This is a genomic window from Pedococcus sp. P1_H8, from assembly GCF_056405175.1.
Genome location: NZ_JBFUCP010000002.1, coordinates 246,438 through 258,932, shown reverse-complemented (window position 1 = coordinate 258,932; position 12,495 = coordinate 246,438). Strand labels below are relative to the sequence as shown.

Sequence of the window (12,495 nt, the reverse complement as noted above, 5' to 3'; positions counted from 1 at the left end):
CCTGCCCGCGGACTCTCGGCCAGTTGGCCCCGTTTCCGGGACGGAGGGCGCACCTGACGCCGCGACTACTCGATGCGCAGCGCCGACAACACCCGGTTGAACGAGCTGGTCACCCCGAACTCGCTGGCGACCCTGCTCATCAGCACCGGATCGGCCACTTCTGTCGGCAGCGCCAGGTCCACCCCGTCGACCGGTGCATCGCGAGTCACCCGGACCACCGTGGGGGCCACATCGAGGTAAGCCGCGGCCGCCTCGAGGTTCGTCCGACGGGCTCCCTTGATGGCCGGTGCTCCGGAGTCGACTGCCGCGCGAAGACCGGCGAGCGAGCCGTACTCGGCGATGAGCTGAGCCGCGGTCTTGTCGCCGATGCCCTTGACGCCGGGCAGTCCGTCGCTGGTGTCGCCGCGCAGGACGGACATGTCCAGGTAGGCGTCACCGCTCTCCACGGCATAGCGCTCCCGCAGGTAGTCCTGGGTCGCGAGGTCGGGGTCACGCACCCCGCCCTTGCCGGTGTACAGAACACGGACGCCTCGGGCGTCGTCGACGAGCTGCAGGAGGTCGCGATCTCCCGTGACGATGTCAACCTTCATGGTGCCGCCCCACCTGGTGGCCAAAGTGCCGATCACGTCGTCGGCCTCGAAGCCGTCGGCCCCCAGCCGGGCGATACCCAGAGCCGCCAGCGCGTCGACGATGACCGGCACCTGGGGGGCCAGGTCGTCCGGGACCTCTTCGGCGACGGTGTCGTCCGAGGCCGGGTGGGCTTGGTCCGGCACGGTGCTGGGCACCGGTGCCGGGGACTCCTCGGTCACCCTGTGGGCCTTATAGCTGGGCAGCAGGTCCACCCGCCACTGCGGTCGCCAGTCGTTGTCCCAGCAGGCTGCAAGGTGAGTTGGCTGGTGGGTGGTGACGAGCGAGGCGATCATGTCGAGGAAGCCCCGGATCGCGTTGGTCGGTGGCTGCGAGGGATCGCTGCGCTGGTCCGGCACCCCGAAGAACGCGCGGAAGTACAGCGAGGCGGAATCGAGCAGCATGAGACGGCCGGAGCTGTCGGGCGAGGTCATGGCGGACATGCTGCCACTCCCCACCTCAGTCCTCAGTAGGGTGTGGGCGTGGAAGACCTCGATCGACGCATCGTCGACCTGCTGCGCGCTGACGGTCGGATGAGCTACACCGACCTGGGCAAGGCCATGGGCCTGTCCACCTCGGCGGTGCACCAGCGGGTGCGCCGGCTCGAGGAGCGCGGCGTCCTCAAGGGGTATGCCGCCCTCGTCGACTACACGGCGCTGGACCTGCCGCTCACTGCTTTCATCTCGATCTCACCACTGGATCCTGCTGCACCCGACGACATCCCGGACCGGCTGCGCGACATCACCGAGCTCGAGGCCTGCCACTCGGTCGCGGGGGAGGAGAACTACATCCTCAAGGCGAGGGTCCGCACTCCGGGCGACCTCGAGGTGCTGCTGGCTCGCGTGCGTTCTGCAGCCAACGTGGCCACTCGCACCACGGTGGTGCTCTCGACCCCCTGGGAGTAGCCGCCTCAGTGCGGGTCCAGCTCGTCGAGGGTCAACAGCGCCAGCGCCGAGGTCCACACGAGCGGAGCGGGGCCGGCTGGGCGCCCGGTGCGAGTGACCTTCTCGGGCAGGGATCCGTAGGACGTGCGGTGGTCATCCAGCCAGTTCAACCACCGTGTGGCTGTTTCGTCGCGTGCGGTGGCCGCGGCCGTGAGCGCCACCAGAGCGGTCTCGGGCGTCCACGACGCTCCGTCGTCCTTGGGCCAGTCAGCGCCGGGTGCCAGACCGCCGGCCGGGCGCAGGGCCGTGCGCTGGTAGCGCAGCCAGGCCTGGCTCACGGCATGGTCGGCCAGCTGACTTCCCGGTGGACGCTGGAAGGGAGGCAGCAGCATCGCCACCGCCGCGTCGACGCCTCCCCCCTCCGGGCCGAAGCGCTCGTAGTCCGGTCCGAAGCTGCGCGCGACGACCTGGCCCAAGCGGGAGGCGACCAACCCGGTGGTGACGGCCTGGGTCAGCTGTCCTGTGGCGCGGTAGTCATCGGCTGCGGCAGCCAGACCGGCGAGCATCGGCGCCACCGTCCCCAGGGAGGTGCGGTCGACCGGCAGCTCCCAGTAGTCCGGTGACGGAGGCGGGAGCCGGCTTCCCGAGTCCACCAACGTGGTGAGGACTCGCACACAGCGGTCTCTGAGGCCGGTCGCCGTGGCCGGGACGCCGGTAGGGCCGGCGGCTCGCACCCCCGCGATCGCCCAGAGCACCCAGCCACACCCGTCGGACTGGCGGGGGCGGTCGGTCAGAGGTGACCCATCCAGCCCGTAGCGAGCCTGGAACCCCTGCAGCGGGTCGAACTCCAGTCGAGCCAGACGGTCCAGGATCGACGCAGCCTCCTGATCGTGGCCGCTGATGCTCAGGGCGACCGCCGCGAACGACCCGTCTCGCGGCCAGAAGTGTCCCCAGGGCCCGCCAGGCCCGGCGGCCACCGTTCCGTTCGACGACAGGAACGAGCGGATGTCGACCAGCGCCCACCGAGCCATGTCCTCCCAACGGGTGCCCTCGCCGGGCACGGTCCCCGTGTCCAGCCAGAGCTGGTCGGCCCTGCTGTGCCCGCCCGCGGCATACACCTCGGGTGAGCGGTATCCGGATGCGGTGATGAGGTCTGCCTCCGGGAGGTGCGCCCGGGGTCCCGCGGCGGCACCGACCAGGACGACCGCGAGCAGCAGGATGCCGAGCGGCCGTGTCCGCGTTGCGCTCACGTGTCACCCCCCAGTGGTGGGCCAGTCATCCCACGGTAGATCGGCCTGGAGACCGACGCACACCACGTTTGGCGGAGTCGGCCGTTCGGCTGGAGATCCGGGCTGCGATCAGTACGTCAGCGCGCGATCCGCGCGACTTTGGCCCTCGTGGCGGTGACCAGGTCGACAGGGGTGAGGGACAGGTCGAGGCCGCGACGGCCTCCCGAGACATAGACCCGGTGCAACGCCAGCGCCGACTCGTCGACGACAGTCGGCAGTGCCTTCTTCTGCCCGATGGGGGAGATCCCGCCGACGACGTAACCGCTCGACCGCTCGGCGTCTGCGGGCTGGGCCATCGTGACCTTCTTGAGGCCCAGCGCGGCCGCGATGGCCTTGAGGTCGAGCTGCCGGTCGACCGGCACCACCCCGACGGCCAGTCCGCGCTCGGAGTCGACCAGGAGGGTTTTGAAGACCTCTCCCGGCGGCACCGACAGCGCGGCAGCGGCCTCCAGTCCGTAGGAGGCCGCTGCCGGGTCGTGGTCGTAAGGGTGCACCTCGAAGGCCAACCCGAGACGGGTCAGCGCCGTGGTGGCTGGGGTGCCTGCGCTGGCTTCGCGACGCTTGCCCATGCGGGTGTCGGTATGCCGTGCCGCGCGAGTAGGTCGGTCAGCGCTTCTCGACGCGCTGGACGAGCGCCCAGGCGGCGGGGAAGAGGCCGGCCGCGGCCGCGACCTTGATGGCATCGCCGATCAGGAAGGGGGTGAAGCCCGCCGCCAGGCCGGCCTCGAGGTCCATCCCGGTGGAGCTCATCAGCCACGACACGCCGACGGCGTAGATCACGAGGTTGCCGAGCACCATGGTGATCGCCGTCTTGGCGACCGTGCGGTCCCCGCCGCGCTCGGCGAGCCAGCCGACGAGCGCGCCCGCGAGGACGAAGCCGATGACGTAGCCGAACGTCGCACCGCCCCAGCCTTCCTTGTGGTCAGCGAACCAGTTCACGCCCAGACCACCGGCGACCAGGTAGGTGCCGACGCTGAGCAGGCCCCGCAGGCCGCCCAGCGAGGCCCCCGTCAGCAGGACGGCGAACGTACCGAGGGTGAGTGGAACCGGGGTGCCCGGGAGCGGGACGTGCCACTGGGACAACAGGCCGATGAATCCGGCACCGGCCGCGATGAGCACGAGGTCACGGGCGCGTGAACCGACCCAGGCGGGGACGCCCACCACGGCGGGGACGTAGTCGGCCAGAACGCGTTTGCGGGGGAGGGCGATAGCAGTCACGGGAGCAACCTAGCGAAGGCCCGCCGGGCGGCATGACAGGCCCTCACGTCGGGAACATCACACCGGCACGTCACACCCGCACGTCACACCGGCGCCGGCGCGACGTGCACTCAGACGAGTGAGGCCTCGCGGCTGGCCGCGGCGCGCTCGACGGCGACCGCGTGGGCGGCCTCGTGGTCGCCCTCCTCGCGCCACCACTGCTGACCTGTCTCGGGGAGGGTGTAGATCGGGTCGTAGTAGACGTAGTCGCGCGACAGGGCGTCGGTGTCGGCGTTCTCGATCGAGGTGCGGTAGTTCTTGCGCCAGAACGACATGCCGCGCTCGGTGTCGTAGCTGTCGACCTGGTGCACCCAGCGCTTGCCCACGAACGGGACGTCGCAGACGATGCGCGGCGTGGCGAACCCGGGCAGGTAGCCCATCATCGAGTGCTGCAGGTGCTGCGCCTCGGCAAGCGAGAGGCGCCAGTGCTCGGAGAACGGGATCATGTCGCACATGTAGAAGTAGTACGGCGTGATCATGGCGTCGTCCTGGAGGGCGAAGCAGAGGTCGAGCAGCTGCTCCACCGAGTCGTTGATGCCACGCATCAGAACGCCCTGGTTGCGCACGTCCCGCACGCCGGCCTCCAACATCGCCTTGGAGGCGTCGGCGACCAGAGGCGTCACGGACTGGGCGTTGTTGACGTGGGTGTGGATCGCCAGGGAGACGCCGCGCGAGCGGGCCTTGGCAGACACGCGGGCGACACCGTCGACGACGTCGGGCTGCAGCCAGTGCTGGGGCAGGCCCATGAGCGCCTTGGTCGCCAGCCGGATGTCACGAATGTTCTCGACGTCGAGCAGCTTGTCGATGAAGCCCTCGAGGTTCTTCCACGGCATGTTGGCGACGTCGCCACCCGAGACGACGACGTCACGCACCTGAGGCGTCTGCTGCAGGTAGGCGAGCATCGCCGCGTAGCGGTCGACCGGCTTGCCGGTGAGCTTGAGCTTGTCGATGACGGCCGTCGAGTTTCCGACGAGGTCCATCCGCGTGCAGTGTCCGCAGTACTGCGGACACGTCGGGAGCAGCTCGGCGAGGACCTTGGTGGGGTAGCGGTGGGTGAGGCCCTCGGCGACCCACATGTCGTGCTCGTGCAGGCTGTCGCGGGTCGCGTGCGGGTGGGACGGCCAGTCGGTGCGGCGGTCAGAGAACACCGGGAGCATGTAGCGCCGGATCGGGTCGGCGTAGAAGGCGCGGGTGAACTCGGCACCGGCCGCGGGCATCCGCCCGTCGGTCCAGGTCATCTCGCTGACCATCGTGTTCATCATCTGCGGTGGGACGAGCATCGACATCGTGGCGCGCTCGGCCTGGTCACGCTCGAGGTCGGCATAGAAGGCGTCGGTCAGCAGGTCGCCCATCAGCTCGCGCAGCTGCTTGATGTTCTTGACGCAGTGCGCTCGCTGCCACTGCGCGCTGGCCCAGTCCTCGGCAGTGACGTCGCGCCACCCCGCGAAACGGGTCCAGTCGGGCTCCACCAGCTCGCGGTGGCGGTAGACGTAGGGCTGCTCGATCGCGGTGCTCATACGTGGCAGGATACGGGACAGGTTCCGATGAAATCGACATACGACCGCAAGATTTGCGCCCCGTGTCGCAATTGATGGGAGATTCTGTGTCTCGCACCCCCTCTTCACCGGTGGGTCTGCACCGCGTCCTCGAGCCCGCAGGCACCTCGCTGCCCCAGGCGGCCCAGCGGCTCGACGCCTCGCCCGACCTGTGGCCGGACGAGGTCCGCATCAGCATCGAGACCCTCAACCTCGACGCGGCGTCCTACCGTCAGCTGACCGAGAAGCACGCCGGCGACGGCGAGGCAGTGCGCGCCGAGGTGCTCGACATCGTCTCCACCCGCGGCAAGATGCAGAACCCCGTCACCGGCTCCGGCGGCATGCTCATCGGCACCGTCGAGGAGGTCGGACCGCAGTCCACCCTGGGTCTGTCCGTCGGCGACCATGTCGCCACGCTCGTCTCCCTGTCGCTCACGCCGCTGGTCATCACCGACGAGCTGGCCGGCTGGGACGGCCGTTCCGAGCGGGTGCCTGCCCAGGGGCACGCCATCCTCTTCGGCCGCTCGATCGCGGCCAGGTTGCCCGACGACCTCAGCCCCGACCTCGCCCTCATGGTGATGGACGTGTGCGGCGCACCAGCGCTCGTGGCGCGCGTGGTGGGGGAGTATGCCGCGCGCGGCGTCAGCCCCACCGTGTGCGTGCTCGGCGGGGCCGGAAAGTCCGGCTCGTTGTCCCTCGCCGCGGCGGCGCAGGCGGGTGCCGGCCGCCGGATCGCCGTGGTGCCCTTCGACAGGGAGGCCGACCTGCTGTCGGGCTCCGGACTGGCGGACGAGGTGGTCATCGCCGACGCCCGCAGCCCGCTCGGGCTGTCCGAAGCCGTCGTTGCCGCCGGGGGGCCAGCCGACATCACCGTGGTCTGTGTCGACGTCCCCGGATGCGAACAGCCCGCCATCCTGTCGACCGCACAGGGCGGCACCATCATCTTCTTCTCCATGGCCACCCACTTCGCGTCGGCGGCACTCGGCGCCGAGGGCGTGGCCGCCGACGTGCGAATGCTGGTGGGCAACGGCTACGTCCCCGGCCACGCGGCATACGCCCTCGACCTGATCCGCGGCAACACCGCGGTGAGGAGTCTGTTCGAAGGTCGCCTCGCGGAGTAGCCACGGGACCAAAGGCCTTCCGCTCGGGTGTCGAACCGTGGTGTCGTGGGCGCATGCCGCAGACGTCCGCCGTGCCGGAGACCGTGTCCTACGCCCCGGAGGACCTCGCGCTGGACCTGCGCTGGTGGGCTGCGGCCAACTACCTGACGGTCGGGCAGATCTACCTGAGGGACAACCCGCTGCTGCGGGAGGCCCTGACGGTGGCGCACACCAAGCCCCGCCTGCTCGGTCACTGGGGGACCAGTCCCGGCCTGTCGATGATCTACGCCCTCTTGAACCGGCGAATCCGGGCGACCGACTCGGACTGGCTCTATGTCACCGGCCCCGGCCACGGTGGCCCCGCCCTCGTGGCGGCCGCGTGGCTCGAAGGCACGTACAGCGAGATCTACCCGCAGGTCGGCGAGGATGGGGCTGGCGTCCTCCAGCTCTTCCGCCAGTTCTCCGCTCCCGGCGGCGTGCCGAGCCACGTCAGCGTCCAGACCCCCGGCTCGATCCATGAGGGGGGCGAGCTCGGATACGCGCTGGTGCACGCGGCGGGCGCGGCGTTCGACCACCCGGAGCTGGTGGTGGCGTGCGTCGTCGGCGACGGGGAGGCCGAGACCGGCCCGCTGGCCGCGTCGTGGCGGCTGCCCAACTTCCTGAACCCGCGTCGTGATGGCGCGGTGCTGCCGATCCTGCACGTCAACGGCTACAAGATCGCAGGGCCCACCGTTTTGGGACGCACGTCCGACGCGGACGTGGAGGCTTACTTGCGAAGCCAGGGCTGGGACCCGGTCACGGTCAGTGGCGACGACCCAGAGAAGGTGTTTCCTGCCTTCCGTACGGCGTTGGCGGCAGCTCACGACCGGATCCTGGCCATCCAGGCCACCGCACGCAACGGCGAGGGGCCGGCCGAGCCGGTGCGGCACCCGTGGCCCGCCATCGTGCTGCGCACCCCCAAGGGCTGGACCGGCCCCGACATCGTCGACGGCGTGCAGGTGCAGGGGACCAACCTGTCCCACCAGGTGCCGCTGGCCGGCCTCGCCGAGGACCCCGAACACCTGCGCCTGCTCGAGGAGTGGCTGCGCAGCTACCGCCCCGACGAGCTGTTCGACGCCGATGGTCGGCTCGTGCCCGAGCTGCGGGAGCTCGCGCCCCGAGGGGACAAGCGCATGTCGGCGACGCCCTACGCGAACGGTGGACGGCTGCGCACGGAGCTTCCAGCGCAGGACCTGACGGAGTACGAAGTCCCCATCACGCCCACCACGCGCGGACAGGACTCGGTGGAGAACACCATCACGTCGGGTCGCCTCATGCGCGACCTGTATGCCGCGACGACCCAACCCGACGGAGGCGGCACCTTCCGGCTGTTCTCGCCGGACGAGACGGCGAGCAACCGCCTGCAACCGGTGTTCGAGGTGACGGATCGCTGCTTCATGGGACAGCTGCGCGAGACCGACGACCACCTCGGGCCGGACGGCCGGGTGATGGAGGTGCTGAGCGAACACCTGTGCCAGGGCTGGCTCGAGGGATACGTGCTGAGCGGCCGGCACGGGATGTTCGCAACCTACGAGGCCTTCGCGATGGTGTCGGCGTCGATGGCCGTGCAGCACGTCAAGTGGCTGCAGCACGCGCAGGAGCTGCCCTGGCGGGCCGACGTGTCGTCGCTCAACGTGCTGCTCACCTCGACGTGCTGGCGCAACGACCACAACGGGTTCTCCCACCAGGGACCTGGCCTGATCGACTGCCTCATCCCGTTGTCGCCGGAGGTCGTGCGGGTCTGGCTGCCCCCGGACGCCAACACGACGCTGTCCGTCACCGACCACTGCCTGCGCAGCACCAACTACGTCAACCTCATCGTCGTGGACAAGCAGAAGCACCTGCAGTACCTCTCGCTCGAGGAGGCCCACGCCCACTGCGCGGCGGGCGCCGGCGTCTGGGAGTGGGCCAGCACGTGCGGGCGAGACGACGAGCCCGACATCGTGCTCGCCTGTGCCGGCGACGTCCCGACCCAGGAGGCGCTCGCCGCCGCCGAGCTGCTGGCCGAGCACGTGCCAGACCTCAGGGTGCGCTTCGTCAACGTCGTCGACCTGATGGCCCTGCTTCCCGAGAACGACCACCCCCACGGCTTCGCCGACAGCGCGTTCGACGACCTCTTCACGGCCGACAAAGACGTCGTGTTCGCATTCCACGGCTACCCGCGTGCCGTGCACCAGCTCATCCACGGGCGCAGCGACCCGGGGCGCTTCCACGTCCGCGGGTTCAACGAGCAGGGCACGACCACGACGCCGTTCGACATGGTCGTGCTCAACCGGATGAGCAGGTTCCACCTCGCCCAGGAGGTGCTGCGCCGCGCTGACCGCCGGGTGGCCGGGTGGGACGCCCTCACCGAGCTCTGCGAGCGCCGGCTCGCCGAGCACCGGCCCTACATCGAGGAGCACCTCGAGGACATGCCGGACATCGCGGACTGGACCTGGAGGGGACCTGTCCACCCCAGCGCGCCGGACGAGTCGGGCCGGTAGTTTCGACCCCGTGACCACCAGCATCTACATCGCCGGCACCGAAGCCCGGTCCGGCAAGTCGGCGGTGGCGGTCGGACTGCTGCACCAGCTGAGCCGGCGCGCGGGCCGGGTGGGCGTGTTCCGCCCCATCGTCCGCGCCGGGGGTGCGGACGAGCTGGTCCTGACGCTGTTGTCCCAGCTGCCCGGCGACCTCTCGGCAGAGCAGGCGTGCGGCGTGACCTACGACGACCTGCATGCTTCGCCCGAGCGGGCCATGGGCGTGATCGTCGACCGCTTCCATGACATCGCGCGCCACCACGACGTCGTCCTCGTCGTGGGATCCGACTTCACCGACGTCGCGGCGCCGACGGAGTTCTCGGTCAACGCCGCGGTGGCCGCCAACCTCGGCTCCCGGCTGCTCCTGGTCGTTCCGGCACAGGGGCACGACCCCGTGGAGGTGGCCACCACCGCCGAGATGGCGGTGGCGGCGGCGCGGGAGGCCCACGCCCACGTGACGGGTGTGGTGGCCAACCAGGTGGCACGTGAGCTCCTGGCGGCCACCACGACAGCCGTGGCCGACCGGGTCGGGCTCCCCGTGCAGGCGCTCCCGGAGACGCCACTGCTTCGGGCCCCGACGGTCAAGGACCTGGTCGACGCGTGCTCGGGCCGGCTCGTCCACGGCGAGGCCGGGTGGCTCGACCGCGAGTGCATGGGCCTGGTGGTCGCGGCCATGACCATGCCCCACGTCCTGGACCGGCTCATCGAGGGTGGCGTCGTGATCGTGCCCGGCGACCGTGAGGACGTGGTCCTGGGTGTCCTGCTCGCGCACCGGTCCAAGACCTTCCCGACGCTGTCGGGGATCGTCCTCAACGGTGGGTTCCCGCTCTCGCCGCAGGTCCAGCGGCTCATCGAGGGCCTCGACGTCGTCCTGCCCATCATCGCGACCGACAGCGGCACCATGACGACGGCGACGCGGCTGGGCGCGGCGCGCGGCCGCCTGACCCCGGGGTCCACTCGCAAGCTGGAGGCGACTGTGGCCATGGTCGAGCGCGGACTCGACGCCGAGGCCTTGCTCGGGCCGGTCGCGACGACGGGGGAGGGTGCCGTCACCCCGTTGATGTTCGAGCACCGGCTGGTCGACGACGCTCGGGCGGCTGCCGCCCACATCGTGCTCCCCGAAGGCGCCGAGGACCGGATCCTGCTCGCGGCCGACACCGTCCTGGCACGAGGCATCGCGAAGCTGACCCTCCTCGGCGACGAGGTGACGATCCGCGCCAACGCCGCCCGCCTGGGTGCGGACATCTCCGGGGCGGCGATCATCGACCCGTCCACCAGCTCCCTGCGCGAAGGATTCGCAGCGGACTACACAGGGCTCCGGGCCCACAAGGGGGTCACCCTCGACCAGGCCCGCGACCGGGTCGTCGACCCGTCCTACTTCGGCACGATGATGGTGCACCAGGGGCTGGCAGACGGAATGGTCTCAGGGTGCATCACGACCACGGCACACACGATCCGACCGGCACTCGAGATCGTCCGGACCGCGCCCGACGTGTCCGTGGTCTCGAGCGTCTTCCTGATGTGCCTGGCCGACCGCGTGCTGGTCTACGGCGACTGCGCCGTCAACCCCGACCCGACCGCCGAGCAGCTCGCTGACATCGCCATCTCTTCGGCCCGCACGGCGCAGCGGTTCGGCATCGAGCCCAAGGTGGCGATGCTGTCCTACTCCACGGGTGAGTCGGGGACGGGCGCGGATGTCGACAAGGTCCGCGCGGCCACCGCGTTGGTCCACCAGCGCGCTCCCGAGCTGCTCGTCGAGGGTCCCATCCAGTACGACGCGGCGGTCGACCCCCACGTCGCGGCGACGAAGCTCAAGGACAGCCCGGTGGCGGGGCGCGCGACGGTCTTGGTGTTCCCCGACCTCAACACCGGCAACAACACCTACAAGGCCGTCCAGCGCAGCGCCTCGGCGGTCGCCATCGGTCCGGTCCTCCAGGGCCTCAACCGACCGGTCAACGATCTGTCCCGCGGAGCGCTGGTGCGCGACATCGTCAACACGATCGCCATCACGGCGATCCAGGCCGGCGCCTGATGCCGACGTCGCGCCCGGTCCTGGTCGTCAACTCCGGGTCTTCGTCGCTGAAGTACCAGGTGCTAGATGCCGACACAGGGGTGACCGCGGCCTCAGGGCTGGTCGAGAAGATCGGGGGACCAGGACGTCTCAAGCACACCACCGGCGATGCGACCCACGAGCGGGACGTCACCTGCAGCGACCATCGGGCCGCCCTCGACGCGGCCCGAGCGGCGCTGCGCGAGCACGGACCGGACCTCGATGAGGTGGGGCTCTTCGCCGTGGGGCACCGGGTCGTGCACGGCGGCCCACGGTTCACCGAGCCGGTGGCCGTCGACGACGAGGTCATCGAAGCCATCCGCGAGCTCGTGCCGCTGGCACCCCTCCACAACCCGGCGAACCTCGAAGGCATCCTCAGCGCCCGGGCCTCCTTCCCCCACGTGCCGCAGGTTGCCGTCTTCGACACCGCCTTCCACCAGACCCTTCCCGCGCAGGCCTACACGTATGCCGTGCCCGCGGAGTGGCGCGAGCGCCACCACGTGCGGCGCTACGGCTTCCACGGCACGTCCCACCGCTACGTCTCCCGGAGGACGGCGGAGCTCCTGGGGCGCAGCCCCGCCGACTGCACCGTGATCGTGCTCCACCTCGGCAACGGCGCCAGCGCCTGCGCGGTGCAGGGTGGGCGCAGCATCGACACCTCGATGGGTCTCTCGCCTCTGGAAGGCCTGGTGATGGGCACTCGCTCGGGGGACGTCGACCCGGCGCTCGGCGCCTATCTGGAGCGCGTCGCGGACCTTGACTCCACGGCATACGACGAGGCGCTCAACAAGGGAAGTGGCCTGCTGGGGCTGGCCGGCATCTCCGACGTGCGCGAGCTCGAACAGCGGCGTGCCGCTGGCGACGCGGACGCCGACCTGGCTTTCGACGTGATGGTCTACCGGCTGCGCAAGTACATCGGTGGGTATGCCGTGGCGCTCGGCCACGTCGACGCCATCGCCTTCACCGGTGGCATCGGTGAGAACAGCGCGGAGGTGCGGCACGCCGTGCTCACCGGGCTCGAGGTCCTCGGGGTCGAGGTCGACGCGCTGGCGAACGTCGCGGGGGAGCCCACCCGGCTGGTCACGACGGCCCGCAGCCGCATCGCGGCCTACGTGGTCCCGACCAACGAGGAGCTGGAGATCGCCCGCGCCTGCCTCGCCGTCCTGGGGCAGGACCGTCCCGTCTAGGGTGCTGG

General features: G+C 70.5%; 10 protein-coding genes. 5 read left to right on the top strand and 5 right to left on the bottom strand.

Annotation, left to right across the window (positions count from 1 at the left end):
- Window positions 1-65: 65 nt before the first annotated feature.
- A complete protein-coding gene (locus tag AC1DYG_RS03260; RefSeq protein ID WP_477638464.1) occupies window positions 66-1,061 on the bottom strand; it encodes a 5'-3' exonuclease in 996 nt (331 codons plus the stop codon).
- A gap of 48 nt (window positions 1,062-1,109) precedes the next feature.
- Between AC1DYG_RS03260 and AC1DYG_RS03255 the strand changes: the two genes are divergently transcribed.
- Window positions 1,110-1,532, top strand: a complete 423-nt coding sequence (locus AC1DYG_RS03255) for an Lrp/AsnC family transcriptional regulator (protein ID WP_477638463.1) — start codon at window positions 1,110-1,112, stop codon at window positions 1,530-1,532.
- 5 nt (window positions 1,533-1,537) lie between these two features.
- Here AC1DYG_RS03255 and AC1DYG_RS03250 read toward each other — a convergent pair whose 3' ends face one another.
- The 4 genes from AC1DYG_RS03250 to AC1DYG_RS03235 all read right to left on the bottom strand — a co-directional run bounded on the left by AC1DYG_RS03250 (window position 1,538) and on the right by AC1DYG_RS03235 (window position 5,574).
- Window positions 1,538-2,761: a glycoside hydrolase family 15 gene (locus AC1DYG_RS03250; RefSeq protein ID WP_477638462.1), complete on the bottom strand. Its 1,224-nt coding sequence runs from the start codon at window positions 2,759-2,761 to the stop codon at window positions 1,538-1,540.
- A gap of 116 nt (window positions 2,762-2,877) precedes the next feature.
- On the bottom strand, window positions 2,878-3,369 hold the full coding sequence (gene ybaK / locus AC1DYG_RS03245) for a Cys-tRNA(Pro) deacylase (protein ID WP_477638461.1): 492 nt from the start codon (window positions 3,367-3,369) through the stop codon (window positions 2,878-2,880).
- Window positions 3,370-3,406: 37 nt separating this feature from the next.
- Window positions 3,407-4,018 (bottom strand): biotin transporter BioY, encoded by a 612-nt coding sequence (locus AC1DYG_RS03240; RefSeq protein ID WP_477638460.1) that lies wholly within the window; start codon window positions 4,016-4,018, stop codon window positions 3,407-3,409.
- Window positions 4,019-4,128: 110 nt separating this feature from the next.
- Complete coding sequence (locus AC1DYG_RS03235) at window positions 4,129-5,574, bottom strand: KamA family radical SAM protein (protein WP_477638459.1); 1,446 nt, start codon at window positions 5,572-5,574, stop codon at window positions 4,129-4,131.
- Window positions 5,575-5,660: 86 nt separating this feature from the next.
- Between AC1DYG_RS03235 and kdd the strand changes: the two genes are divergently transcribed.
- Genes kdd through AC1DYG_RS03215 form a run of 4 tightly spaced genes read left to right on the top strand, consistent with a single transcriptional unit; the run spans window position 5,661 to window position 12,487 of the window.
- A complete protein-coding gene (gene kdd / locus AC1DYG_RS03230; protein WP_477638458.1) occupies window positions 5,661-6,713 on the top strand; it encodes an L-erythro-3,5-diaminohexanoate dehydrogenase in 1,053 nt (350 codons plus the stop codon).
- 53 nt (window positions 6,714-6,766) lie between these two features.
- The gene (locus tag AC1DYG_RS03225; RefSeq protein ID WP_477638457.1) at window positions 6,767-9,214 is read left to right on the top strand and encodes a phosphoketolase family protein; all 2,448 of its coding nucleotides are present in this window, start codon (window positions 6,767-6,769) and stop codon (window positions 9,212-9,214) included.
- A gap of 10 nt (window positions 9,215-9,224) precedes the next feature.
- Window positions 9,225-11,282, top strand: a complete 2,058-nt coding sequence (gene pta / locus AC1DYG_RS03220) for a phosphate acetyltransferase (RefSeq protein WP_477638456.1) — start codon at window positions 9,225-9,227, stop codon at window positions 11,280-11,282.
- Complete coding sequence (locus AC1DYG_RS03215) at window positions 11,282-12,487, top strand: acetate/propionate family kinase (protein ID WP_477638455.1); 1,206 nt, start codon at window positions 11,282-11,284, stop codon at window positions 12,485-12,487. The genes pta and AC1DYG_RS03215 overlap by 1 nt, the downstream gene beginning before the upstream one ends.
- Window positions 12,488-12,495 lie beyond the last annotated feature (8 nt).

Coding starts and splice junctions, on each gene's coding strand:
- AC1DYG_RS03260 (WP_477638464.1), bottom strand. CDS start 1,061: ATGACCTCGCCCGACAGCTCCGGCCGTCTCATGCTGCTCGATTCCGCC.
- ybaK (WP_477638461.1), bottom strand. CDS start 3,369: ATGGGCAAGCGTCGCGAAGCCAGCGCAGGCACCCCAGCCACCACGGCG.
- AC1DYG_RS03235 (WP_477638459.1), bottom strand. CDS start 5,574: ATGAGCACCGCGATCGAGCAGCCCTACGTCTACCGCCACCGCGAGCTG.
- AC1DYG_RS03225 (WP_477638457.1), top strand. CDS start 6,767: ATGCCGCAGACGTCCGCCGTGCCGGAGACCGTGTCCTACGCCCCGGAG.
- AC1DYG_RS03215 (WP_477638455.1), top strand. CDS start 11,282: ATGCCGACGTCGCGCCCGGTCCTGGTCGTCAACTCCGGGTCTTCGTCG.